The sequence below is a fragment of the Sphingomonas sp. LM7 genome, from assembly GCF_002002925.1.
Taxonomy (GTDB): Bacteria; Pseudomonadota; Alphaproteobacteria; order Sphingomonadales; family Sphingomonadaceae; genus Sphingomonas.
Genome location: NZ_CP019511.1, coordinates 3556275 through 3580905 on the forward strand (window position 1 = coordinate 3556275; position 24631 = coordinate 3580905).

At 65.0% G+C, this 24631-nt stretch carries 27 protein-coding genes; 17 read left to right on the top strand and 10 right to left on the bottom strand.

The features are described 5' to 3' along the window. Positions 1–268 precede the first annotated feature (268 nt). Positions 269–718 carry a hypothetical protein gene (locus tag BXU08_RS16515; protein WP_077511047.1) on the bottom strand — a complete coding sequence of 150 codons (450 nt, stop codon included), beginning with the start codon at positions 716–718 and terminating at the stop codon, positions 269–271. Between the two features lie 441 nt (positions 719–1159). Here BXU08_RS16515 and BXU08_RS16520 point away from each other — a divergent pair, with 441 nt between their 5' ends. The 3 genes from BXU08_RS16520 (at position 1160) to BXU08_RS16530 (ending at position 3189) form a co-directional block, all read left to right on the top strand. Then, positions 1160–2455, top strand: coding sequence for a site-specific integrase (locus BXU08_RS16520; RefSeq protein ID WP_077511048.1), 1296 nt, complete (start codon positions 1160–1162; stop codon positions 2453–2455). 104 nt (positions 2456–2559) lie between these two features. Beyond that, positions 2560–2877 carry a hypothetical protein gene (locus BXU08_RS16525; RefSeq protein ID WP_077511049.1) on the top strand — a complete coding sequence of 106 codons (318 nt, stop codon included), beginning with the start codon at positions 2560–2562 and terminating at the stop codon, positions 2875–2877. A 57-nt stretch (positions 2878–2934) separates the two neighbouring features. After that, positions 2935–3189 carry a hypothetical protein gene (locus BXU08_RS16530; protein ID WP_077511050.1) on the top strand — a complete coding sequence of 85 codons (255 nt, stop codon included), beginning with the start codon at positions 2935–2937 and terminating at the stop codon, positions 3187–3189. 15 nt (positions 3190–3204) lie between these two features. Here the strand turns inward: BXU08_RS16530 and BXU08_RS16535 are convergent, their stop codons facing one another. Next, positions 3205–4248, bottom strand: coding sequence for a nucleotidyl transferase AbiEii/AbiGii toxin family protein (locus BXU08_RS16535; RefSeq protein ID WP_077511051.1), 1044 nt, complete (start codon positions 4246–4248; stop codon positions 3205–3207). After that, positions 4245–4973 carry a DUF6088 family protein gene (locus BXU08_RS16540; protein WP_216352880.1) on the bottom strand — a complete coding sequence of 243 codons (729 nt, stop codon included), beginning with the start codon at positions 4971–4973 and terminating at the stop codon, positions 4245–4247. The genes BXU08_RS16535 and BXU08_RS16540 overlap by 4 nt, the downstream gene beginning before the upstream one ends. Before the next feature lie 150 nt (positions 4974–5123). On the opposite strand from BXU08_RS16540, the gene BXU08_RS16545 reads away from it, so the two are divergent. Beyond that, the gene (locus BXU08_RS16545) at positions 5124–5870 is read left to right on the top strand and encodes a LuxR family transcriptional regulator (RefSeq protein WP_253190403.1); all 747 of its coding nucleotides are present in this window, start codon (positions 5124–5126) and stop codon (positions 5868–5870) included. On the opposite strand, the gene BXU08_RS16550 is transcribed toward BXU08_RS16545, so the two are convergent. From BXU08_RS16550 to BXU08_RS16560, 3 genes are all read right to left on the bottom strand, one after another. Next, entirely contained in the window at positions 5860–6723 is an 864-nt protein-coding gene (locus BXU08_RS16550) for a TonB-dependent receptor plug domain-containing protein (protein ID WP_171982553.1), read from the bottom strand. The genes BXU08_RS16545 and BXU08_RS16550 overlap by 11 nt on opposite strands. Positions 6724–6861: 138 nt before the next feature. After that, the gene (locus BXU08_RS16555) at positions 6862–7830 is read right to left on the bottom strand and encodes a FecR domain-containing protein (protein WP_077511055.1); all 969 of its coding nucleotides are present in this window, start codon (positions 7828–7830) and stop codon (positions 6862–6864) included. Next, a complete protein-coding gene (locus BXU08_RS16560) occupies positions 7830–8372 on the bottom strand; it encodes an RNA polymerase sigma factor (protein WP_077511056.1) in 543 nt (180 codons plus the stop codon). Before BXU08_RS16560 ends, BXU08_RS16555 begins: the two co-directional genes overlap by 1 nt. A gap of 399 nt (positions 8373–8771) precedes the next feature. On the opposite strand from BXU08_RS16560, the gene BXU08_RS16565 reads away from it, so the two are divergent. From BXU08_RS16565 to BXU08_RS16595, 7 genes are all read left to right on the top strand, one after another. Continuing rightward, positions 8772–9104: a helix-turn-helix transcriptional regulator gene (locus BXU08_RS16565; protein WP_077512525.1), complete on the top strand. Its 333-nt coding sequence runs from the start codon at positions 8772–8774 to the stop codon at positions 9102–9104. A gap of 8 nt (positions 9105–9112) precedes the next feature. Continuing rightward, positions 9113–9529 (top strand): arsenate reductase (glutaredoxin), encoded by a 417-nt coding sequence (arsC, locus tag BXU08_RS16570; protein WP_077511057.1) that lies wholly within the window; start codon positions 9113–9115, stop codon positions 9527–9529. Next, positions 9526–10053, top strand: a complete 528-nt coding sequence (locus BXU08_RS16575) for a GNAT family N-acetyltransferase (RefSeq protein ID WP_077511058.1) — start codon at positions 9526–9528, stop codon at positions 10051–10053. The genes arsC and BXU08_RS16575 overlap by 4 nt, the downstream gene beginning before the upstream one ends. 20 nt (positions 10054–10073) lie before the next feature. Continuing rightward, complete coding sequence (gene arsB, locus BXU08_RS16580; RefSeq protein ID WP_253190404.1) at positions 10074–11096, top strand: ACR3 family arsenite efflux transporter; 1023 nt, start codon at positions 10074–10076, stop codon at positions 11094–11096. Then, positions 11093–11416 (top strand): YnfA family protein, encoded by a 324-nt coding sequence (locus BXU08_RS16585; RefSeq protein WP_077511060.1) that lies wholly within the window; start codon positions 11093–11095, stop codon positions 11414–11416. Before arsB ends, BXU08_RS16585 begins: the two co-directional genes overlap by 4 nt. Next, entirely contained in the window at positions 11413–12204 is a 792-nt protein-coding gene (gene arsH / locus BXU08_RS16590; RefSeq protein WP_077511061.1) for an arsenical resistance protein ArsH, read from the top strand. Before BXU08_RS16585 ends, arsH begins: the two co-directional genes overlap by 4 nt. Positions 12205–12412: 208 nt before the next feature. Continuing rightward, entirely contained in the window at positions 12413–14320 is a 1908-nt protein-coding gene (locus tag BXU08_RS16595; protein ID WP_253190405.1) for a cytochrome c/FTR1 family iron permease, read from the top strand. Here the strand turns inward: BXU08_RS16595 and BXU08_RS16600 are convergent. Genes BXU08_RS16600 through BXU08_RS16615 form a run of 4 tightly spaced genes read right to left on the bottom strand, consistent with a single transcriptional unit; the run spans position 14306 to position 16591 of the window. Next, positions 14306–14848 carry a hypothetical protein gene (locus BXU08_RS16600; protein ID WP_077511063.1) on the bottom strand — a complete coding sequence of 181 codons (543 nt, stop codon included), beginning with the start codon at positions 14846–14848 and terminating at the stop codon, positions 14306–14308. The genes BXU08_RS16595 and BXU08_RS16600 overlap by 15 nt on opposite strands. Positions 14849–14863: 15 nt before the next feature. Then, the gene (locus BXU08_RS16605) at positions 14864–15508 is read right to left on the bottom strand and encodes a class I SAM-dependent methyltransferase (protein WP_253190406.1); all 645 of its coding nucleotides are present in this window, start codon (positions 15506–15508) and stop codon (positions 14864–14866) included. Further along, positions 15505–16137, bottom strand: coding sequence for a cation transporter (locus BXU08_RS16610; RefSeq protein WP_077511064.1), 633 nt, complete (start codon positions 16135–16137; stop codon positions 15505–15507). Before BXU08_RS16610 ends, BXU08_RS16605 begins: the two co-directional genes overlap by 4 nt. Positions 16138–16192: 55 nt before the next feature. After that, positions 16193–16591, bottom strand: coding sequence for a helix-turn-helix domain-containing protein (locus BXU08_RS16615; RefSeq protein WP_077511065.1), 399 nt, complete (start codon positions 16589–16591; stop codon positions 16193–16195). Positions 16592–17339: 748 nt separating this feature from the next. Between BXU08_RS16615 and BXU08_RS16620 the strand changes: the two genes are divergently transcribed. The 6 genes from BXU08_RS16620 (at position 17340) to BXU08_RS16645 (ending at position 24631) form a co-directional block, all read left to right on the top strand. Further along, the gene (locus BXU08_RS16620) at positions 17340–18008 is read left to right on the top strand and encodes a cation transporter (RefSeq protein ID WP_077511066.1); all 669 of its coding nucleotides are present in this window, start codon (positions 17340–17342) and stop codon (positions 18006–18008) included. A gap of 116 nt (positions 18009–18124) precedes the next feature. After that, a complete protein-coding gene (locus tag BXU08_RS16625; protein ID WP_077511067.1) occupies positions 18125–18466 on the top strand; it encodes a hypothetical protein in 342 nt (113 codons plus the stop codon). 66 nt (positions 18467–18532) lie between these two features. Next, positions 18533–19795 carry a TolC family protein gene (locus BXU08_RS16630; RefSeq protein ID WP_077511068.1) on the top strand — a complete coding sequence of 421 codons (1263 nt, stop codon included), beginning with the start codon at positions 18533–18535 and terminating at the stop codon, positions 19793–19795. Then, positions 19792–20952: an efflux RND transporter periplasmic adaptor subunit gene (locus BXU08_RS16635; RefSeq protein ID WP_077511069.1), complete on the top strand. Its 1161-nt coding sequence runs from the start codon at positions 19792–19794 to the stop codon at positions 20950–20952. Before BXU08_RS16630 ends, BXU08_RS16635 begins: the two co-directional genes overlap by 4 nt. Continuing rightward, positions 20949–21371 carry a hypothetical protein gene (locus tag BXU08_RS16640; RefSeq protein WP_077511070.1) on the top strand — a complete coding sequence of 141 codons (423 nt, stop codon included), beginning with the start codon at positions 20949–20951 and terminating at the stop codon, positions 21369–21371. Before BXU08_RS16635 ends, BXU08_RS16640 begins: the two co-directional genes overlap by 4 nt. After that, the gene (locus BXU08_RS16645) at positions 21368–24631 is read left to right on the top strand and encodes an efflux RND transporter permease subunit (protein ID WP_150125556.1); all 3264 of its coding nucleotides are present in this window, start codon (positions 21368–21370) and stop codon (positions 24629–24631) included. The genes BXU08_RS16640 and BXU08_RS16645 overlap by 4 nt, the downstream gene beginning before the upstream one ends.

A 24631-nucleotide genomic window follows, 5' to 3' on the forward strand; every position in this document is an offset into this window, starting at 1 on the left:
CTTTGACGCTTGGTACAAAAATAGCCCCCTCGAATCGTGTTACGGTATATCATCCCGAATATGCGGGCGATTCCCAACGTGCAAGGACTTTGCGCGCTTGCTCCCAGTGATGCGACGATGGCCGTAGGGCATATCCCGACGCGGTTTCGTCGCTCACCGAGTTCCGAAAAAGGCCATCAGGCTGCTGCGCGCCGGCATCACCGCCGGGGCCTAAGGCTTCGCGCTGCCGTCGCGCCTATGAAAAGGCTGAAGCGTGCCAAGCGATCGTTTAGGAAATCGCGAAGGCGGCTCGGACACTCCACGGAATGAGCAAAGCGGCGGTGATGATGCTTGGAAGCAGCGCGGCTGGCACGATCCAATCGAACAAGCCTCCAGACCATGAAGACTGCCCCGCGCTGGCCGCCAGAAACGCGATACCCTTCAACAGGAAGGTTAGCGGTGGCCCCGCCAGCCAGGAGGCAGTGACAGTTACCGCAATGGCGCCGGGGTGTCGCCAGTACAGGAGCAGGATCGCAAGAAGGACGGCTCCGACGCCACGGACGAGCCATATGCTCCAGAAGAACCGCTCGGTCAGCAGGGCTGCGGGTGATCCGCCGATCTGCCATTCCCGGAGGCTCCACTCGAAATACACGCAAGCCGGGACGAACAGAGCCAATGTCACCACGACCATGATCGCGGGAACGGGCAACATCATCAGCCGGCGAAGCGGGTTCTCCATCCTGCGATCATGCTTGACTCAGCCAATGTCCGCCAGTGGGGCGTTAGCGGTTGTTCGTGCAATCCCGCTCGGGAGCAGCGGCTTTAGCTTCCGACTGTGTTTTCCGTACTTCTGCAGTACGAAATCCGGAATTGCGCTAAATATTGGAAATATGGCGCACCCGACAGGATTCGAACCTGTGGCCTCTGCCTTCGGAGCGCGTGCGAGATCTATTTCCGATCTTACGCTATGGTGTCCAATTCTACGATAAGGCACTACAAACTCGGAACTATTTGATCCGCTTCTTACGATGTATTACGATGGTCAACGCCAGCATTTCCGATTTTCTGGTGAGAATGTGGTGAGAATCCCGGGAGGGTAACCAGCGGTGAATTTGGCGCCGCACCGGCTTTCCGGCACCTCGTTCACCTGATCGGCTGGCACGAGCGCGGAGGATGCGTGATGGCCAAACTGACCAAGACCGTCGTCGATGCGGCGCAGCCGGGCGAGAAGCAGTTCATCATCTGGTGTGGCGATCTCAAGGGTTTTGGCGTCTGCGTGCTGCCGAGTGGCACACGCACGTATGTCGTCGATTACCGCACCAGCGAAGATGTCCGCCGCCGGATGACGATCGGCCGCCACGGTAAGATTACGACCGAGGAAGCCCGCAAGCTCGCAATCGGGATCTTGGGTGAAGCGGTGCGCGGCGGGGATCCCGCCGGCGAGCGCGCCACGCGCCGCAAGTCGATGACGGTGAGCGAGCTTTGCAAACAGTATGTCGCGGCGATGGAGAAGGGGCTGATCCTGGGTAAAGGCGGCAGACCCAAGAAGGCGAGCACGATCTACACGGACACCGGACGGATCAATGCGCACATCGTTCCCTTGCTGGGGACGAAGCGCGTGATCGATCTCAAGGCGGCGGATATCAAGCGGTTCCTCAAAGATGTCGCGGCCGGCAAGACCGCGAAGACCAAGCGGACCGCCAAGCATCGCGGCAAGTCGATCGTGCGCGGCGGCAATGGTACTGCGACCAGGACGACCGGGCTCCTGGGCGGCATTCTGACCTACGCGTTCGACGAGGGGATCATTGAGCGCAGTCCCGCGCTGGGTGTGAAAAAGCCTGCCGGAAAGAAGAAGAAGCGGCGGCTTTCGCCAGAGGAGTTCGCGATCCTCGGTGCGACGCTGCGCCAGGCGCAGGCCGAGGGCGAGTGCCAGCAGTTGCTCGACGCGGTCTGGATCACCGTCCTCAGCGGCTGCCGCCGCGGCGAAGTCATCAACCTCAAATGGTCGGAGGTCGATGTTGCGGGCTGTGAGCTTCGTCTCGACGATAGCAAGGAAGGCGAATCGGTTCGGCCCGCGGGGGCGCGCCTGCTCGAGAGGCTTCGCCAGATCGCCAGGGTCGAGGGTTGCGAGACGGTACTGGTGCCCGCGCGCGCCGGCGAGGTCTTCGGCGGACTGCCGAATGGATGGCTTCGTCTGGCGAAGCGGGCTGGCTTCACCGACGTCACCCTTCACACGCTGCGACACAGCTTCGCGTCGGTCGCAGCGGATCTGGGATACTCCGAGCCGACGATCGGCTCGATGCTCGGTCACAGCTCCAGCTCGATCACGGGCCGCTACATTCATCAGCTGGATGCGGTGCTCATTGCCGCCGCGGACAGGGTTGCGAACGCCGTGTTCGAGATGATGTGCGCACCTGTGAAGAAGCCGGAAGAAGCGAGCAACTTCAACCAGCCCGCACAGGCGATGGCGGCATAAGCAGGGGCGATCCGGCCGCGCCCTGTTGCGGCTGGCTTGCGTCGGTTGCATCTTGTCCATGTTGAGCCCCTCGGAGGGTTCGATGGAACTATGGGGGCAAGCAGATGGGCAAGAGGAACTCGGGACTCGTGGGCACGCACGAGGACTATTTTGCCGACATGCTTGATGAGAACACGGGCTCGAACCCGTCGATCGTTCGGGCGTGCGCGTCGGCCGAGGATGCCGCCACCAGCTACTTCCAAAACGTCTTCGAAAATTCAAATGCTCGGATCCGAACCGCGATTGTCGCTGTCTGGCCGGTTGCGTGCGGACGCGACAAGCAACTGGTATTCGACGCCTCAGCTGCGATGACGCCCAGCGAGGCAGCGGACGCGGATCCTGGAGAGTTCGACGTCTCGCTCAATGTGAGCCAGCGGCGCTGATTGAACTGGGTGGCGCGGACGCTGGACCCACCGCGACCTTGTCGGCAAGGAGGGACGATGTCCTACATTGATGAACTGCTCGAGAGCGGTGGCAACTTCATAGTCCAGCGAACCGAGGGCGGCGCCTCGTTCAGCCCCGCGAGTGCGAAAGAAAGTGACCTGGAATCCTTTCAATCCGTCGTCGGCAGGCTTCGCCAGCGGGATGGCGATGGCTTCCGCATTTTGCGGGAGCATGAGACTTCGGATCATGCGGACGACTTCGTCGACCTGGTCCTGGTGACGATCGGAGCTCCAGAGCCGCTGCGCCCGTAATCGTGCGGTTCGTCGTTACGTGGCGTTTACGCGGGATTGCAGCTTGGCGATCGTCTCGATGACATCCTCAAAGCGGGGCGCGGCCCCGAAGATCATACCCGACATCGCGGCATAATCGCGGCGCAGGTCGTCGTACATGTCTCTCTCCGGCACCAGTGCGAAGGTCGGAGGCTTGGCGGACGCCAGATCGAATGCAGGACGGTTGAAGAACATCCGCGCATGGGCAACGCAGTCGGCACCAAGAGCGGGATTGGCGAGCGCCTGCCTGCCGGTATCCGACAGCATCAACTGATGCAGATCGTAATAGTGTCGCGAGATGCGGTGGCCGCCGCCCTTGAGGACGCCCTTGCTTTCGAACCAGTGCCTGAGGCCGTGGAGGATCACGACCTTGTCCCAGAAGGTGCGATCCGCGTCGACGATGGTGACGTTGGCGACGTCGAGGTCCGTGTCCGGCACGTCCTCGGCGACATAGGGAGCAATGGTGCGTACCGAATTGGGGTCGAGTGCCGATTTCGCGCCGGACTCGATCCGCACGCGCTTGTCGATGTACGCGTCGCCCCCGGTGGCGGTCGGATAGTAGACCAGCAGGGTCTGGCTGTCTTCGGCGTCGGGCTCGATGCGGAGCCGCCCACCTTCGATCCCGTTTCGCTCCAAAGCGGCCGCGGCGATCTGCGATATCTGCTCGAGCAACGGCCCGTTGATGTGCGCCTCGCAAGCGGCCCGTATCGCGTCGAGCGCTGCCTGACGCTTCTTGCCGGACATCGCCTCCAGTTGCTCGACCGAGTAGCCTTCCCCGAGATCGTTGCGGAAGACCGTCACGTCTATGTCCTCGGAAAATCGGCGTATCAAGCCGAAGCCCTTGGAGAGCGAGGTGCCGCCCTTGAACAGCAGGCGCGGGCCCGGCGGCAGCCCGTTGAAGAGGGCGTCGAGCGTCCAGCAGACCCAGAAATCCTTCTCGACATTCTGGGGCGTCGTGCCGAGACGCTGTGCGGTCGTGGTGAACAGGCCTGCCCGGGTTTCGTCGTCAGAGGCGAGGATGATGTCGTAGTTCGGGTTCATGCCGGATCCTCGGCAAGCATCGGGCGCAGCAGGTCCTGCATCCAGGCAGGCAAAGTCGCGATGCCATCGGCGAGGTCCGCGCGTAGGAGGGCGGCATCCTGCCCTGTGCGCAGCATCGCGTCGATACGTGCGCGCAGGTTGGCGCGGTCATCGGCATCGCCGAGCGTGTCGCGGAGCCAGTGGAGCGCCTGGACGAGACGCATCGCCGGCCGGCCAGCCCAATATAGCTTGCTTGCCGCGGTCGGCTTGAAAGTGATTGTCATCTTGCCGAGCTCGATCGCCTTCAGCCTCGCATCGGTGTGAACGACGATTCTGGAGGGCACAGCGTTTGTAAGGCCGAGGTCGTTTGCGGCTGTCATGCCGTCAACAAGCACGCGGATCTGGTCGCGCCGGGCGACGGCGTCGATCACCTGGCGGGGGTCGGCGGGGTTGGGCTTTTTCGTCAGGGCGTTATGGGTCGGCTTGTCATAAAGACCGCGATCGATCCGGCGGAGCTGGTCGTCCGTGACGAGACGCTGCAATGCCTTGTCGACTGCGTCGCGGGAGCCAAGATCCAGAAAGTCGGCCGGCGTCCAGACTGCGCCGCGCGCGGCAGCCGCGATACGGTCCCTGATCTGGGCGGGTAGGGAAGGTAGATCAGCCATGTCCGAAAAATGCCTACAAATTTCGGACAAAGCAAGTGCGGGGAGGAATGCAGCGCATAGAGCGAGGACCGATACTGCCATCAATAGCGGATATTGACATCCAGTTCAATTTGTTGAAGCAAAGACAAAGCTTCACAAAGCCGCCGCCTTGAGAAGTTGTGCGGACGCGTGGTTTTAGTCGAACCGGGCATGTGGTGTGTAGGGCCACCCTTGCTAACGATGGCGGTTGCCATGGCAAGGCTGATGCTTGCGGAAGCATTTGAAACAATAGTGCAAAGTGCTGCTGCTTTACCCGATCTCTTCGATGCGCTTTCCGAAAGCAGCGAAGCCATGGGCTTCCGGTATTTCGCCCTGACGCATCACGTGGACTTCGCAATCGCTCCCGACGTCGGGATTCGCCTCCACAATTATCCGGGCAGCTGGGAAGAATGGTTCGACGAAAGGGCACTTGGCCGTTTCGATCCGATCCATCGGGCAAGTCATGTCGCCAATATGGGCTTCACCTGGTCCAGTGTGCCCCAGATGATCCAGCTCACGCACGGCGACCAGGAAGTCTTGCGCCAGGCTCGACGCTTCGGGATCGGCGACGGCTTCACCGTTCCTGCTCATGTGCCCGGCGAGTATAACGGCTCCTGCTCCTTCGCGGTCGCCGACGACGCACGACTTCCTCAGGAGCACCGGCTGGTCGCACAATTAGTAGGCGGCCTCGCCTTCGAAGCCGCCAGACGCATCGCCCAGCCGCGCCGTTCACCGCAGCCGACGATGCCGATGACCGATCGCCAGCGTGATTGCGTGCTCTGGGCCGCCCGCGGCAAGACCGACTGGGAGATCTCGCGCATCCTCGGCGTCAGCCATGAGACCGTCATCCAACATCTCAAGCACGCCCGTGAGCGATACGGTGTGCAGAAACGCGCGCACCTCGCGGTGATGGCGTTGTTCGACGGCAGCATCTGCTTCTCGGACATCTTCATCCACTAGCCGCCCCGCCACTACCCCCGTAGGCGATCATCGCCCGTCCGCCGGCCCAGCGGGTGCCGAGCAATTGGCTGGCGCCATATTCCTGATAATCCCCGTCAGCGGTTCCGATCCGGAAACCCGTTTCCGCTCCGGTGAAGTCGAGACGCGGGATGACGTTCACGACCCCTGCCACTGCGTCGGAGCCGTAGATGGCAGAGGCGCCGTCGGGGACGACCTCGATGCGCGCGATTGCGGCCAGCGGGATCATCGAGACATCGGCGAACACCCCGGTCACGCCACCGAGCGCAGGCCGGTCGCCATTGAGCAGCACGAGGGTGGAACCGGTGCCGAGACCCCGCAAATTTACGCCCGAGCCGCGCGCGGTGTTGAGGCTCGCCGATTGACTGAGCGTACCGCCCGGTGCCGCCTCGTTTGGACCGCCACCGAAATTCTGCGGGATCGACTGAACCAGTTGCTGGACCGTAGCGTAGCCGCTTTGATCGATGGCCTTTCGATCGATCGTGATCACTGCCGATCCGACCGGACCACGGCCGCGAATGCGGGTGCCCGTGACAATGATGTCGCCGCCCTCCGCATCCTGGTCCGGCGCGTCGGAGCGCCGGATAACCAGCGTGCTGCCGACCATGACGGCGCGAAGGCCGGTCCCGCCCAGCAAGGCAGCAAGCGCCGCGTCAACGGAATAGTGGCCCCGGAGCGCAGGCGCCCGGCGACCGCGGACAAGATCGTCGGCGACAATGATCTGCGTGCCGGACCTGAGCGCGACCTGGGTTATCGCAGTGCCAAGATCCTGCGCGACGATGTCATAGTCGCGCGTGCCGTCCTGCTGCGCTTGCGCGGCCGGCGTGGCAAGCATCGCCGCGCTGCAAAGAAGTACGACCCCAATTTTCTTTCGCATCATGTCCCTCCCGGACCCGCGTATTCGGCGCGGACATCAGGGCAGGACGAGATGGAGCGGACTTACCCCCCCACCCGGTGCAAAATAAATTTGCGGCTAGGGTCGCGCGAGGATCAGCTTGCCGCTCGGGTCACGCGCAACCCGAAGCTTCAGCGCAGCTGCGAGGCTCGCCGCGAGTTCGTCGGCCGGCAGGGGACGGAAAGCGCCGGTGACCTTGATCGCGCCGAGTGACGGATCGCCAAGCGCGATGCCGGGCCGGCTGTAGCGATTGGTTTCTTCAAGCACTGCCGACAAGGGCGCGCCGTGGAACACCAGCATCCCCGACACCCACTGCTCGCTGCCCTTCCCGGCAGGCTCCACCTGGGAGCGCGGGTCACCGTTTGCGGCGAAGTGCACCGACTGTCCGGGCTGGAGCCGCAACTCCACCGGCGCGCCCGCCTGCCGCCGCACCTCCAACCCGCCGTGCAGGGACACGATACCGAGGCCGGCCGGTGCCGCCTCGACGTCGAAGCCCGCGTCGTGCGTGGAGACGACCTTGCCCCCGGCCTCGACCAGAAAGGGGCGAACCGGATCGGACCGGGCCTCGAAGCGCGCGCGCCCGCGTTCCAGCCTTACCTTGCGAACCTTGTCGTCGAAATCGACCTCGACGCGCGTATCGGTGTCGAGCGTCACCGAAGAGCCATCGGGCAATTTCACGGTGCGGATCTCGCCGACCGCGGTCGCATGCGCCTCGGCGACGAACGAGAGGCTCGGATTGCGCCCCGGCTGGAGCGTTACGAAGAGAGCGAGGATGACCATCGCGGCGGCGGCAAGGGCAAGACGCGGCGCGGTGACCCAGGCGCGCGACCGCGGCTGCGCCTTCAGTCCGCGCGCACGCCCGACCGCGGTTGCGCCGAGCCCTTCCGCCAGTGCCCAGGTGCGCTCGAGCGCGGCATATTCGGCGGCGTTTCGCTGGTCGGCGTTGCGCCACCGCTCGAATTCGGCGCGCGATTCTTCGGCATGCGGACCATGCATGCGGCCCCACCAGCGCGTGGCTTCCTCGCGGGTGCCGTCGCCGTCCGGCATCAGGCATCCTGCTCCATCAGGCGCGTCAGCTGCCCGATCGTCTTGGACATGATCTTCTCGACGCGTTTCATGCTCAGCCCGGTCTGCTCCGCGATCTCGAGATAGGTCATGCCATCAAGACGATGGGCGAGAAAGATGTCCCTCGACCGGGGTTTCAGGCGAAGCATGGCCGCTTCGAGGCGCCGCAGACTATCGCGGGCCTCCAGCCGGCCAAGCTCATCAATGTCCGAAATGGCATGTTCCACGCCGGCGTCGGGCGCCATGTACCGCTGTTCGGCGGACCGTGCCCGGTCCCTGAGCAGATTGCGGCCGATCTGGCGAAGATAGCTCGCCGGCCGGGCGATCGTAGCGCCCCCTTCGGTGGGGACGATGCGTAGAAAGGCCTCTTGCACGAGGTCCTCGGCCTCGTGCGCGGCCGAACGGTTGCGCGCAAAGAAGCGCACCAGCGACGAGCGTTCGTCGCGATACAGCTGATCGATGTCGACCGAATCCGGCCCGGAGGCGCCGAGCGCGGTGAACGGGCACGCCGCCGGCCCTTTCATCGTTCGCACCGGGCGTTACCCGTCGCCTTTGCCGCGCCTGCCATGATCCGTCTCCTGATCGAGACGGCTCCGGCACGAAGCCGGGTGTTGAGAACACGTAGGGTTTACATGCGCCGACGCCTTTAGCTGCGAAGCCTGGACATGCGCGTCGGCCACCCGGCGGTCGGCCAGTGAAGAGGGCACCCTACGAGGTTCTCACGCCTCGGTGCCGAATGTTCACGGCACGGGCAAAGGTTAAGCCGCCAAGACCTTTCATGGCAAGCATCCACCCATGGGTTCACGCCAATATGGTTCGATTCCATCGCGCCCAAGCCTCGCCGTCGGGGATGCCCGATCGCGACACATCGGCAAAATGCGATGCATCTTGCGCGCGCGTTTTCCATCGGCTATTTCCGATGCATGGATCAGGACAGCGCCACCGAGATGCTCGCCGCCCTCGCGCACCCGACGCGCCTGTCGACCTTCCGTCTGCTCGTCCGGCACGAGCCGGAAGGCCTTTCCACAGGCGCGCTCGCCGAGACGCTGGAGCTGTCGCAGAGCACCTTCTCGACGCATCTTGCCGTGCTCGCCAAGGCTCGTCTGGTCCAGTCGGACAAAAAGGGCCGCCATTTCATCCAGCGCGCCCGCATCGAGGCACTAGGCGAGCTGATGACCTTCCTCGCCAAGGATTGCTGCCAGGGCCGCGCGGAACTTTGCGAGCCGCTGGTCGCCGAACTCACCGCCTGCTGCTGAGGACCGAAATGACAGTCGATGTGATCATCTATCACAATCCCGATTGCGGCACTTCCCGCAACGCGCTGGCGATGATCCGCAATGCCGGGATCGAGCCGCATGTCGTCGAGTATCTTAAGACCCCGCCATCACGTCCGATGCTCGTGTGGCTGATCGAGCGTATGGGGCTGACGCCGCGCGCGTTGTTGCGCGAGAAGGGCACGCCCTTCGCCGAGCTCGGCCTTGGAGATCCGTCGCTGAGCGACGACCAGCTCATCGATGCGATGATGGACCACCCGATCCTGATCAATCGGCCTATCGTCGTCTCGCCGCTGGGCGTGAAGCTGTGCCGACCGTCCGAGGCGGTGCTGGAGTTGCTCGACGCGCCACAGCGCGCGACTTTCATCAAGGAGGACGGGCAGGTGGTGGAATCATCGCCGCAATGAGCATCTCGATCCGTCCCGTCGCGCCTGAAGACGCAACCGCGATCGCCGACATCTACGCCCATCATGTGCTGTACGGCACCGCGACCTATGAGACGGTGCCGCCGTCGGCCGCGGCCACACGAGAGAAGATCGAGCATATCACGGCGAAGGGCTGGCCGTTCCTCGTCGCCTGCGAGGGGGAGACGGTTCTCGGCTATTGCTACGCGACCCAGTTTAGGGACCGGCCAGCCTATGCCTGGTCGTGCGAAGACAGCATCTATGTCTCGGTCGACCATGCGCGGCGGGGGATCGGCCGCGCGCTTCTGGCGTCCCTGCTGACGGCAGCGACGGAACAGGGCTTCCGGCAGATGGCCGCCGTGATCGGGGGCGCCGAGCCGGCCTCGATCGCGCTCCATGCGGCGCTGGGCTTCGCGCATGCGGGACGGCTTCCCGCGATGGGCTGGAAGGCGGGCCGCTGGCTGGACAGCGTCTATATGCAGATCGCTCTGGGGGACGGCTCTTCCACCAGTCCGGCAGTACAATGAGCACCGCCGCGAAGGCCCCGATGGCCACTTTCGAGCGCTATCTCAGCCTCTGGGTCGCGCTTTGCATCGTCGTCGGGATCGCGCTCGGCTACGCCGTGCCCGGTCTTTTCGCGACGATCGCCGCGGCGGAGGTGGCGAAGGTCAATCTGGTCGTTGCGGTGCTGATCTGGCTGATGATCATCCCGATGCTGCTCAAGATCGACCTGACTGCGCTTGGGTCGGTCCGGCGGCACTGGAAGGGAGTCGGCGTCACGCTGTTCATCAATTGGGCGGTCAAACCCTTCTCGATGGCGCTGCTGGGCACCTTCTTCCTCGGTTTCCTGTTCCGGCCATTCCTGCCGGAAACCGAGATCAGCGCGTATATCGCCGGCCTGATCCTGCTCGCCGCCGCGCCGTGCACCGCCATGGTGTTCGTCTGGTCCAACCTGTGCGACGGCGATCCGACCTATACGCTGAGCCAGGTCGCTTTGAACGACATCATCATGGTGTTCGCCTTTGCGCCTCTGGTCGCGCTGCTGCTCGGCGTCGCGTCGATCACCGTGCCCTGGGACACGCTCCTGATCTCTGTCGCACTGTACATCGTGGTGCCCGTTATCGTCGCCCAGATCATCCGCCGCGCCGTCCTGTCGGCGGCGGGACAGCCCGGACTCGATCGGGCGCTCGGCCGGCTTGGGCCTGTCTCGCTGATCGCGCTTCTGACGACCCTGGTGTTGCTGTTCGGGTTCCAGGGCGGGGCGATCATCGCGCACCCGCTGGTGATTGCGCTGATCGCCGTGCCGATCCTCATCCAGGTCTATTTCAATGCCGGGCTGGCCTATTGGTTGAGCCGGAAATTCGGCGTGGCGTGGTGCGTCGCGGCGCCCTCGGCACTGATCGGCGCGTCCAACTTCTTCGAGCTTGCCGTGGCGGCCGCGATCTCGCTGTTCGGGCTGAAGTCCGGTGCCGCGCTTGCCACCGTCGTCGGCGTGCTCGTCGAGGTGCCGGTGATGTTGTCGGTGGTCGCGATCGTGAAGCGCACTCGTCCATGGTATGAAGCGGCATGACGGCGCTGGTCTATATCGGCGCAGCGCTCGCCGAGATCGCCGGCTGCTTCGCATTCTGGGCGTGGCTTCGGCTCGGGCACTCCCCGCTCTGGCTGGTGCCCGGCTTGATGTCGCTTGCTCTGTTCGCCTGGCTGCTGACATTGGTGGACAGCGATGCGGCCGGCCGAGCCTATGCCGCCTATGGGGGCGTCTATATCTGCGCTTCGCTGGGCTGGCTTTGGGCCGTCGAGGGGCTACGCCCCGACCGTTGGGATCTGGGCGGGGCGGCGATCTGCCTCCTCGGCGCCAGCATCATCCTTTTCGCACCGAGAGCCGCATGAGCCGTATCCGCAATCTCGTCGATCCAGGGCATCTCCCCGCACTAGATCCCGCGTTCGTGATCCCGCGCCCGGCCCTCGGTCTCGGCGACGATCGGCCGCGCCCCCGAATCCTTTTGCTGTACGGATCGCTCCGGCAGCGCTCCTTCTCGCGGCTCGCCGTCGAGGAGGCGGCGCGGCTGCTCCAGCTCTTCGGCGCCGAGACCCGGATCTTCGATCCGAGCGACCTGCCGCTTCCGGACCAGGTTGCGGGCGACGATCATCCCGCCGTCCATGAACTGCGCGAGCACGCCTTGTGGTCGGAAGGTCAGGTGTGGTGTAGTCCCGAGCGGCATGGCCAGATCACCGGCATCATGAAGGCGCAGATCGATCATCTTCCGCTCGAGATGAAGGGTATGCGCCCGACACAGGGGCGCACGCTCGCGGTGATGCAGGTTTCCGGCGGTTCGCAGTCGTTCAACGCAGTCAACACGCTGCGACTGCTTGGCCGCTGGATGCGGATGTTCACGATCCCGAACCAGTCGTCGGTGGCGATGGCGTACAAGGAATTCGACGAGGCAGGGCGCATGAAGCCGTCCAGCTATTATGACCGCATCGTCGACGTGATGGAGGAGCTGGTTCGCTTCACGGTTCTCCTGCGCCCGCATAGCGCGCAACTGGTGGACCGCTATTCCGAGCGCAAGGCCGCGAACCGGCCAATTACCGGCGACACGGATCACTCCCTGATTGCGATCCGTCCCGAAACGCCGGGCCGGCGGGTCGACCAGGAAGCGACTTCGCCCGCCGAGTGAGCCTCGGACGGCCACGTCGTCTTCGATCAGGAGCTTCGGGGTTGCAGCCCGCTTCAACAAAACACGCTTGACCCTCTAGCGGGTAGAGGGTGCAAACCGCGAATCATTCTCAACAAGTGAGTCGTCGATGCACGTTCGCCAATCCGCTGCCTCCCTCTGCGCACCTCTTCGACCGTCGATTGTGGGTTGGTTCGCGCTTTGGCTTGCCATGCTCTTGCTGGCTCTGCCGGCAAAATCCTGGGCAAACGATGCCGAAGTGCAGACGACCTGGCGCCTGCTCGACTATATTGCGGTCGATTATCCAGGGGCGGTGTCGGGCGGCAAGATCGTCAGCGACGCCGAATATGCCGAGATGACGGAGTTCGCCGGCCAGGTCGAGGCGCGGGTCCAGGCCCTCGCGTCAACGGCCGCCAAGGCAGACCTGCTGCGTCGCACGAAAGCGCTGCGCAGCGCGATCGCCGCGAAAGCGTTGCCGGAGGCTGTGGCCGAACAGTCCCGGACGCTCGCATCGGCGCTGCTCGCCGCTTACCCGGTGCCGCTCGCGCCGACGGCACCGCCGGACCTCGCGCGCGCGGCGACGCTCTACGCGCAGAACTGTGCCGCCTGTCATGGCGCGACAGGGGACGGCCACGGTCCGAATGCGGCCAGGCTCGATCCGCCCCCGATCGCCTTCACCGACAAGTCCCGCGCAGACCAACGCAGCCTGTTCGGCCTGTATCAGGTGATCAGCCAGGGCCTGGACGGGACGGCGATGCAGAGCTTTGCAGCACTTCCCGAATCTGACCGCTGGGCATTGGCCCTTCATGCGGGCCAGCTCGCCTATCCAGAGGCCGCGGCCCGCGAGGGCGAACGGCTGTGGCACAAGGATGCGGCGATCCGGGCCAAATTCCCCAATCTCGCAGCGCTGGTCGGCGTCACCCCTGCCGCATTGGCCGCCGACATCGGCAGTGACAAGGCGACGGCGCTCACTGCTTATCTGCGGCGCAATCCCGACGCCGTCACGGCGCGAGCTGGGAGCTCGCTTGCGTTGACCCGCGAGCGGCTCGAACAAAGCCTCGCCGCCTATCGCGCCGGCGACCGCAAGGCGGCGGCCAACCTCGCGCTTTCCGCCTATCTCGACGGATTCGAGCCGGTCGAGCCGGTGCTGGCCGCCCGCGATGCGCCGCTGATGGCACGGATCGAGCGCGCCATGGGCGAGCTTCGCGCCGCGATTGGTGAAGGCCGCCCGGCTGACGAGGTCAAGGCCGCCAACCGGTCGCTGGCAAGCCTGTTCACCGAGGCCGAAGCGGCGCTGGCGCCTGAGCGGGCAAGCAGTGCATCGAGCTTTCTCGGCGCGTTCGGCGTGCTGCTGAGGGAGGGCCTCGAGGCGCTGCTGATCGTCGTCGCGATGATCGCCTTTCTCAAAAAGACCGAGCGCCCCGAGGTGCTCGGATTCGTTCATGGGGGCTGGATCGCGGCGCTCGCAGCCGGGATCGCGACCTGGTTCGTCGCCACTTATTTCATCAGCGTGAGCGGTGCGTCGCGCGAGCTCACCGAGGGGTTCGGCTCGCTGTTTGCGGCCGTCATCCTGCTCACTGTCGGCATCTGGATGCACGGCAAGAGCAACGCGGAAGCCTGGCAGCGGTACGTCAAGGCAAAGGTCACCGCCGCGCTGTCGCGGCGATCGGGATGGCTCCTGTTCCTGCTCTCCTTTGTCGTCGTCTATCGCGAAGTATTCGAGACGATTCTGTTCTATGCCGCGCTGTGGGCGGAGGGGAACGGCGCAGCGATGCTCGCCGGCGCCGGCGCAGCAGCGGCGCTGCTCGCACTCATCGCCTCGGCGATGCTGCGCTACAGCGCGCGACTGCCGATCACCCAATTCTTCTCGTGGAGCTCGATCCTGATCGCGATCCTGGCGGTCGTTCTTGCCGGCAAGGGCATCGCGGGGTTGCAGGAAGCCGGCATTCTCGGCGTGCGGCCGCTCGCCAGCGTTCCGCGGGTCGAGATTTTGGGGCTGTTCCCGACAATCCAGAGCGTGCTGGCACAGATTGCGGCGATTGTCGTCCTGGCCGGCGGCTTCTGGCTCAACAGCCGCCGGACCTCCCCGGCGGGCGCGTCGGCGTCACCCGCCGAATAGCCGGCGCAAAAGGAAGATGGCAGCGGCAAGATAGCAGGCAAGCGAGGCGAGCGTGGTCGTGGCCATGCCGAAAGCGCGCGCGCCGGCGCCTTCGGGATAGCGGCGATAGAAACTGAGCCGGCCGATCGCAAACAGCAAGGCGGAGGCGACGAGAAGGCCCAGCCAGCGGCCACCGGCAACCGAGGCGAGCAGCAGATGCGCGCCGACGCCCAGGAAGGCTTGCTCGAGCGTGTTCTGGAGGAATGCGACCTTCATCGCGAGCGCCGGACTCGGAGGCCCCGTGGCGGCTCCGTCAATGTCTGCCTCCGAGCGGTAGCGTCCGCTCGCGACGAGGCGGACCGCGAGCAGAACAGCGCCAAAGTGGACGAGGCTGGTCTGGATCGCGAGAGCGAGCCGCGCGTCGGTTTCACTTGGGAAAGCAACCCATTCGGGCAGAAAGAAGACGCTCGCCGCGGAGACCGCTGCACAGAGCAGAAGGGCCAGGACCGCCTGCTTCCTTATCTGCCGCTGCTCCGCCAAGAGGTCCAAGACGCCATCTCCCTGTTAGCCGGGCCGATCCGCTGCGATCAGCGATATCGTACCGGTCACGGTGTGAATGTGCCCGGACTCTCTGACATTGGCGAATCCGGCCTTTTCGACGAGCGCGGGCAAAACGCCGTCCGCATTGGGCTGGGTGTCTGTCACGCCATCGAGCCGCTGGATGGTCAGCCGGAACAGCAGGCGCATGAGGCCTGCCTGCCGGCCATAGTCGGCAATCACAAGCCGCCCGCCCGGTCTGAGAGAGGCAAACATTGCGGCAAGCCCTGCCTCTTTCTCGGGCAGCGGCATCTGATGGAACATCAGGCTCGAGACCAACGCGTCGGCGGAGCGGACGTCGATGTCGCGTGCGAAGCCGCGTTCCCAGCCGATGTCGAGACCGGCGGCATCAGCCTTGGCCCGCGCGATCGCCAGCGCTTCCGCATCGGGGTCGATGCCGATGAGTTTCACCTCGGGACGGGCGGTCTTGAGCATTACCGCGAAGCTCCCGGTGCCGCAGCCGACGTCGACGATGGTTTCGCCGGGTCGCGGTGCGAGCAGGCCGATCATGGCGCGGCGCCAGCGCATCTCGCGGGTCCAGCGACGGATCGCCCGATCATAGTCGGCGGTGTCGCCGGTTCCGAGGGGCGGCGTGTAGGCGCGTTCGTTCAAGCGGGCGTCCTCCTGTGTTCCGCAAGCTCGCGGCGCGCGTCACGGATGATGTCCCAGGCCGAATGCAGGAACAGCAGCGCGATGACGCCGGCGACGACAAGATCGGGCCAGGCCTGCCTCGTCCAGCCGACGAGGAGGGCGGCGACGATGACTGCGATATTGGCGAGGGCGTCGTTGCGCGAGAACAGCCAGATCGCGCGGGAGGCCGCGTCGCCCTGATCCCGGAACCGTGCGAGGACCAGCGCCGCGGCGACGTTGACCGCCAGCGCGGCAATGCCGATGCCGCCCATCAGCTCGGCTTCGGGCGGCAGCGCGACGACTGCGCGCCACGCGGCATATCCGATCACGCCAAAACCGAGGGACGCGAGGAATAATCCCTGGACGAGCGCGATGCGGCTGCGAACGACGGCAGTCCAGCCGAGCGCGATGAGGCCGAAAAGCGTGATCGACCCATCACCGATGAAATCGAGCGAGTCGGCCTTCAGCGCCTGCGAGTTCGCGATGAATCCGCCGACCAGCTCGACCACACCGAAACCGAGGTTGAGAATGATCACGATCCATAGCGCGCGCCGGTAGGCGGGATCGGTACTCGCCCGCGCGGTGTCCGTCTCACATCCGCAGTCGCTCATTTGTCACCTCCGCAGCGAGTCGCGGATCATTCTAGGACCTGTAGTTACTAGAGGGTCAAGCGGCCTCGACCGGCCCGAGCGCCTCGATGATCCGGCATGTCGAGATGGACCCTTGCGAGCATTGGCCGATCAGATCGTCGAGCTCGCGCCGCAGCGCGCGCAGGTCCGCAATCTTCCGGTCGATCTCCGCGAGATGCTTGCGCGCAACCGCGTCCACCGCGCCGCACGAGCTGTCCCGCTCGTCGGAGAGGGCAAGAAGGGCACGGACCTGATCGAGCGTGAAGCCGAGGTCGCGTGCCCGCCGGACAAAGGAAAGGCGGGCCAGATGCGCGGGTCCATAGTCGCGATAATTGCTCTCGGTCCGCGCCGGGACCGGCAGCAAACCGATCTTCTCATAGAAGCGAATTGTCTCGACCTTCGTCGCGGTCGATCGTGCGAGTTCGCCGATCTGCATTTGCTGGCCTTAACCCTGAAGTTGTTGCAGGCTGAATATAGCGAGGACATCGAAGCCACGAGTGAAAATGATCCGCAACGGCGGGCGCCTGCGTCGCGCCTGGTTTCAACTGCGCCACGACTCATCCATTGCGGGTGCAGCCGTTGCGTTTGTGCAAGCTCAGCTCCACTGTCACCGGTAAGGTCGGGCAATCGTGATACCGGATCATGATCATAGGTGTATGCAATCGTCATGAGGAGCGTTCGACCAAGGCGTGCCGATAGCCGGGAGGCGAAAAACCAACGGCGAAAAGACTCGGCCGGCCTGATCGTCCTTGGCACCGTAGCGGCCCTTGCGCCTCTGTCGTTGGCGGCAGTGTGCCTGCATATGCTGACGCCTCTCGCAATCAAACAGCTGGACGGAATTCTCGGCATAATGGCGATTACCGCGGGGGCCGGCATCGCCTTCACCTTGCTAGCCTTGATCAGAAAGCGGACATAGCCGAGCCTCCCTGGCGACGGGAGCGATTCGGCCGGCCCTGCGGGGCTAAACTTGCGCGCCGGCCATGCCACGGCTGTCGAGCGACCTCGCTACTGAGTTCGCAGACGCGCGATCCCGTTAGTTTCTTCCGGGTACATCGAGGCGCGTAAAGTTGGTTCGGTCGTCCCGCCGCCAGCTTCGCATCCTGAGAAGATCATTGAGCGCTTGACCCTGAAGCGGCTTCAGAGTGCATAAAAGTCGTCGTGTTATCCCCGGCGAGGTGAACGGCATGGTTTGCAGCAGCTGCGTCCCCGAAACCAAGGACGCGAAAACAGATAAAGCCTGGCGCACCGTCCTTTGGATTGCGCTCGCAATCAACGCCGCCATGTTCGTGGCGGAAATCGTCGCCGGCATCGCGTCGGGCTCGCGGGCTCTGCAGGCCGACGCGCTCGACTTCCTTGGGGACACGGCGAATTATGCGATCAGTCTTGGCGTCGCGGGAATGGCGCTCCGCTGGAGATCGCGCGCCGCATTGGTCAAGGGTGCTACGATCCTTGCGTTCGGTGCCTTTGTGGTCGTTACTACGATTGCCGCCGCCTTCGGGGACGGCGTGCCACGCGCCGAGACGATGGGTATCGTGGGCCTCCTGGCCCTGATTGCGAACGGTGCAGTTGCCGCGATGCTCTATCGCTACAGGTCGGGTGATGCGAACATGCGTTCGGTGTGGATTTGCTCGCGCAACGACGCGATCGGCAACCTTGCGGTGCTGGCCGCGGCGGCCGGCGTCTTCGGCACGGGCACCCAATGGCCTGATCTTGCGGTAGCCGCGATTATGGCGGCGTTGGCTTTGACCGGTGGGATACAAATCTTGCGGCAGGCAAGTAGTGAGCTCAAACCTTCAGCAAAACGCGATCAGTTACGTAAAATTACTGGGTCCGACACCTTTGTGATGAAATAACGTGAAGCTGGTCCGCTTCTTTTAACTTGATCCGACTAATATTTTTTCGCCGCAGGATCAATCTTGCGTCGAATAGGTCTACCAAATGGTAGCGTTTTGAGATAGGGGCCGGCCGGATGCGCAAGCTGATCGCCTTGATCGCAAGTCTGATGCTGGTCCTGACTCTGTGGTCGGGCTTCCAGGCATCGGCCGCTTATGCCTCCGAAGCAACCGGTTGCGTTGCGGTTGCCGCCGACGCGTATGGCCATGCCCCCGGTGACGCCGATGAAGTCCGCGGCGACAGCGACAAGGCCGCGCCGCACCATCACAATGTGAGCCACTCGCACGAATTGGGTATCCCGGTCTCCGACTGGATCGACGTCGCTTTCGTGCGCACCTCGCTTCAAAGCGGCATCGGGCCGGGCGTGCCTCCGGCGGCGTTCGCGTCTCACCGCGACCTGAGGCCGCCGATCGCCTGACATCGCCGTCTCTCCGTGCGTCCATGACGCGCGGAGCTCTCGCGAATGTCAGGGAGAATCCCCAATATGTCTCGTTTCATCGCGGCGCTTCTCGCCGCGGCGTCCTGCGCAGGTATCGCGCAGGCGCAAACGTCGCCACCCGTCGAGTCTGTCGACGTAACCACGCTTGATGAAGCGCTGTCGCAAGCCGGCGCAGCGTCCCCTTCGACCGAGGCTGCCGGCTTCGGCATCCAGGGAGCGGAGGCCGGCCGAACCGTTGCCGGCCTTCGTCCCAATCCCTCGGTTTCTATCGAAGCCGAGAATGTCGCGGGCACCGGACCCTATCGTGGGCTCGACAGTGCCGAGACGACCATCGGCTTCTCGATGCCGATCGAGCTCGGGGGGAAGCGAGGCGCACGCATCGGCGTCGCCAACGCGCGGACGACCCGCGCACGTCTCGAAGCCGAGATCGCGCTCGCCGATGTGAGGCTACGGGTCACCCAGGCTTATAACGAAGCCGTCGCTGCCGAGCGGCGATTGACGGTGGCGCAGGAACAGCTGCGCATTACCGACGAAGCTCTGCGTGTTGCGAACGACCGCGTCATGGTCGGCGCTACTTCCCCGATCGATGAACAGCGCGCCGCGGTTCAGCAGATCAATGCGAAGACCGACGTTGAGCGCGATCAACGCGCAGCTGAAGTCGCCCGCGCCAATCTCGGCCGGCTGACGGGAAGCCCGGTCGTCGGACCGCTCGATCAGCGCTGGTTCGACCAGGCGGGCAAGCCCGGGCCGGAAGTTCCTCCTCGCGCCGAGGGCACGTTGGCTTATGCGGCCGCGGCGGCCGATCTGTCGATCGCCACCGCAAACGTCCGGCTGGCGCAGAGTCAGCGCGTGCCTGACCTGACGGTCACCGCCGGCACGCGGCGGCTGGAGGCGACGAACGACGTCGCGGCGGTGCTGGGCGTATCGGTCCCGCTGCCCTTCTTCAACAACGGCCGCGCTTCGATTGCCCAGGCGCGCGCCGAACGCAGCCAGTTCGATGCTCGCCTCAGGCTTGCCCGTCTCGATGCCGAGCAGGCGATCGCCAGCGCGCGCGCCGAACGCGACAATGCGGCCGCCACGGTACGTGCTTCGGGGCCGGCACTGGAGGCTGCAGCCGAGGCCGCGCGGATAGCGCGGATCGGCTACGGCCAGGGCAAGTTTGACCAGATCATTCTGCTCGAGGCCGAACGCACGCTCGCCGAGACGCGATCGCAGGCGATCGACGCGCTTTTCCAGTTTCACGACGCCGAGGCCCGACTGGCGCGCCTGACCGCGCCTGCGCCCGACTTTGCCGGAGACATTCGATGACCTTCAACGACAAACGCCTTCTCGGCGGCGTGAGCGGAGCCGTTCTGCTCGCCGCCATCGGCGGCTTCACCGTCGCGCGTTATACGACGCCGGCGCCAACCGCGCAGGAACCTGCCGCCGCAGAGGAAGCGCCCGAAGCCGCCCCGGACAGCCTCACCATGACCGGCGAGGCCATCAAGGCGGCCGGCATCCAGACCGAAGCGGTGAGCGCGGGCGGTCTCGGTGCCGAGATCGTCTCGCAGGCGACCGTCACTGCGTCTCCAAGCGGCGAGGCCATGGTTACCGCGCGCGCCGGGGGTGCCGTCACGCGCGTCTTCAAGAGGCTCGGCGATCCGGTCCGCGCCGGCGAGGCGCTGGCGATCGTCGAAAGCCGCGAGGCTGCACAGATCGCAGCCGAGCGCACCTCGGCCAATGCCAAGGCTGTACTCGCCCAGAAGGGCCTGGCGCGCGAGCAGTATCTCTACAGGCAACGCGTGTCGGCACGCGTCGATCTCGAACAGGCGCAGGCCGAAGCCGCGGCGGCGAACGCGGAGGCGCGGCGCGCCCAGGCTGCGGCAGGTGCCGCCAATGTCACGAGCGACGGCAGAGGCGTCATCGTGGCGAGTCCGATCTCGGGGCGCGTGACATCGACTGCCGTGACCCTCGGTGCTTTCGTGCAACCCGAGACCGAGCTGTTCCGTGTTGCCGATCCCCGGCTGATCCAGATCGAGGCGCCGGTCGGCTCGATGGACGCAGGCCGCATTGCCGCGGGCGATACCGCGGTGGTCGAAATGGCCAACGGCAGAACCGTCAACGCGCGAGTGCGGGCCGTCACCCCGACCCTGAGCGGCGAGACACGCGCAGCAACGGCAGTGCTCGACGTGGCCGGGGGCGAGCTGCAGCCCGGCCTCGCAGTCCGTGTCCGGCTTAAGCCGAGCCGCGGCGAAACCACGACGGCGATTGTCGTGCCGGAGGAGGCGGTCCAGTCGCTCGAGGGGCGCGACGTCGTCTTTGTGAGGACTCCGCAGGGCTTCCGTGCGGTCTCCGTCACTCTCGGTCGGCGCAGTGCCGGTCGTGTCGAGGTCCTGACCGGTCTGTCCAATGGCCAGACGGTCGCCACGCGGCAGGCGTTCCTGCTCAAGGCCGAACTTGGCAAGGGCGCGGGGGAAGAGGAATGAGCGGGATCAAAGCGGCGGCGATCGCCGCCGCGGGTCTGCTGGTCATGACGATTTCGGCATGCGCCAATGGCCCGCGCCTCGCGGTCCCGCTTCAGTCGGCGTCCGGCAAGCAGCTCAAGATCTGGACGGTGACGGCCAGCGATGAAGGTGACACTGTGCTCGTGTCCGGAATGGTGCGGCGCCCGGCTTTGTCGGTGGGCCCGATCCCGGGGCACCTGCACGTTGTGGCGCATTTCGCCGATGGCCGCCCCGAAGTCGTCGCCGACACGCACTGGGGCAGCATCCCGGTGCGCGGCTCGCGGTCCGGGCGCTATTCCGTCCGCCTGCCGATCGCCGATGCCGGAGCCGTAGCAAATATCATCGTGTCCTATGTCGGCTCCGCCGACATGGTCGACGCGCCATCGGGAACCAACCCATGATCGCAAGTCTAATCGGGCTATCCGTCCGCGCACGCTGGGCGGTGCTCTTCCTGTTCCTCGCCATAGCCGGTGTCGGCTTGTGGCAGCTCACCAAGTTGCCGATCGACGCGGTGCCCGACATCACGAATCGCCAGGTCCAGATCAACACCGTCGAACGCGGTCTTTCGCCAAGCGAGATCGAGAAACGCGTCACCTTCCCCATCGAAACTGCACTCGCCGGTATTCCCGGACTCGAGACAACCAGATCGCTGTCGCGCAACGGCTTCAGCCAGGTCACCGCGATCTTCACCGACCGGACGGACCTCTATTTCGCACGGCAGCAGGTCAGCGAGCGGCTGACCCAGGCCCGGGACACGCTTCCGGACGACGTCCAGCCACAGATCGGGCCGGTCACCACCGGACTTGGCGAAGTGCTGATGTACTCGGTCGATTTCACCAATCCCGGCGGCAAGGGCGCGCCGATCAAGGATGGTCAGCCCGGCTGGCAGCGCGACGGCAGCTTCCTCACGCCTGAGGGCGACCGGCTGACCGACGAGATCTCGCGCGCTGCCTATCTGCGCACGGTGCAGGACTGGATCATCCGCCCGCAGCTCCGCACCGTTCAGGGCGTCGCCGGCATCGATTCGATCGGCGGCTATGCCAAGCAATATGTCGTGGAACCCGATCCGGTGAAGCTCTCGAAGTTCGGCATCTCCTTTTCCGAACTGGCCAAGGCACTCGAGTCAGCTAACCTCGCGGTCGGCGCCAACTACTTCAACCGTGGCGGCGAGGCGTTCCTCGTGCGTGCAGACGCCCGTATCCGGGACCTCGATGAAATCACGGACGCGATCGTCGCGACTCGCGGCGGCGTTCCGGTCGCGGTGAAGGATGTCGCCACTGTGCGTGTCGGCGGCGAGCTTCGCACCGGCGCTGCGAGCATGAACGGTCACGAGGCGGTCATTGGTACCGCACTGATGCTCATCGGGGAGAACAGTCGCACCGTCGCCGGGGCGGTCCGCGACCGCCTCGACACGACTGCGAAGTCGCTGCCGCCAGGAATCATGGTTACCCCGGTGCTCGACCGTTCGAAGCTGGTCAACGCGACCGTCAGCACGGTCCAGCGCAACCTTGCCGAAGGCGCATTGCTGGTCGCGGCAGCGCTGTTCCTGCTGCTCGGCAACTGGCGCGCCGCGCTGATCGCTGTGCTCGTGATCCCGTTCTCGTTCCTGATGATGGCGATGGGGATGAACGCGTTCGGCGTTCCTGGAAACCTGATGAGCCTTGGCGCGCTCGATTTCGGGCTGATCGTCGATGGTGCAGTGATCATTATCGAAAACTGCCTTGCGAGGTTGGCGCACCGCCAGGAGCATGAAAGTCGTCTGCTGACGCTCCGGGAACGCCTCGAGGTCACGATGCGGGCGAGCCAGGAGATGATCAAGCCGACCGTGTTCGGACAGGCGATCATCCTGCTCGCCTTTGCGCCCTTGCTCATGTTCACCGGTGTCGAAGGCAAGACGTTCTCGCCGATGGCGATCACGATCATGCTGGCGCTGGTCGCCGCGTTCATTCTCTCGCTCACTCTCGTCCCGGCACTGATCGCGCTGCTGATCCGCGGCAAGGTCGCGGAGAAGGAGGTCTGGCTGATCGCCAAGTCGAAGGCGCGCTATACGCCGCTCCTCGAACGCGCCGTGGCAACGCCCTGGCCGTTCATCGGCGCGGGCTTCGCCTTCTTTGCGGCCTCGGCCTTTGTGTTCGGCCTTTTGGGGCAGGAATTCATCCCCCAGCTTGACGAGAAAAATCTGGCGGTCGCGTCGACCCGTGTACCCTCCGTGGCGCTCGAGCAGTCGCTGATGATGCAGCGCGGCGTCGAGCAGGCCGTCACCAGCCTGCCCGAAGTCGAACTGATGTTCTCCAAAACCGGTACCGCCGAAGTTGCGACTGACCCGATGCCGCCGAACATCTCGGACGGATTCGTCATTCTCAAGCCGCAGGAAGAATGGCCGGCCGGAGTCGAGACGAAGGAGGACGTTCTCAAGCGTATCGAGAAGGTGACGGGCGCACGGTTGGGACAGGTCTATGAAGTCAGCCAGCCGATCCAGCTGCGCTTCAACGAACTGATCGCCGGTGTGCGCGGGGACGTCGCGATCAAGCTTTACGGCGACGATCTCGACAAGATGGGGGCCGCGGCGAACCGTATCGTCGCAGCGATCCAGGGGGTACCGGGTGCGGCGGACGTGAAAGCCGAGCAGACCAGCGGCTCCCCGACGCTGGAGGTCAACTTCGACCGCGCGGCCATCGCCCGGTTCGGGCTCACCGTCGAGGAGGTCGCCGACACGGTCGCCGCCGCGATGGGCGGCCGCGAGGCAGGCCTGGTGTTCGAGGGCGACAGGCGCTTCGAGATCACCGTCCGGGTGCCGGATACGACCCGCGAGAGCCTTGACGCGCTCGCCAGCCTGCCGGTGCTGCTGCCGAACGAAGCAAACGGCACGCGGGAATCGGTACCGCTGTCCCAGGTGGCACAGTTCCGGTTCAGCGAAGGGCTGAACCAGATCAGCCGCGAGAATGGCAAGCGCCGCGTCGTGATCCAGGCCAATGTGCGCGGTCGCGACGTCGGATCCTTCGTGACCGAGGCGCAGGCGGCGGTCGACAAGGTGGCACTGCCCGCCGGCTCCTATCTCGAATGGGGCGGGCAGTTCCAGAACCTGCAGGCGGCGTCGCAGCGGCTCGCGATCGTCGTGCCCTTGTGCTTCGCGGTGATCTTCGGGCTGCTCTACATGGCATTGGGCGGTTTTGCGCGGGCGACCGCGGTCTTTCTCGCCGTACCTCTGGGCCTTGCCGGCGGCGTGTTCACGCTCGCCCTCACCGGGATCGCTTTTTCGGTGTCGGCGGCCGTCGGGTTCATCTGCCTCGCTGGTGTCGCGGTGCTCAACGGTCTCGTCGTGATGACGGCAATCCGCGAGCGGCTCGACGCCGGGATGGAGTTGAGCAACGCGATCATCGAGGGCACCAAAGAGAAGATGCGCGCGGTCGTGATGACCGGGTTCGTCCCCGCCATCGGCTTCGTGCCGATGGCGCTCGCACATGGCACCGGCGCCGAAGTGCAGAAACCGCTGGCTACCGTCGTGATCGGCGGCCTGATCGCTGCGACGATCCTCACGCTGCTCGTCCTGCCTGCAATCTCCAAGGTCGTGCTCGGCCTCGGCGAACGCTGGTCGGCCCGGCGTGAACGCCGCGTCGCGGCGCAAGGCGACCTGCAAGTTGCCAGAGAAACGGGAGATTGA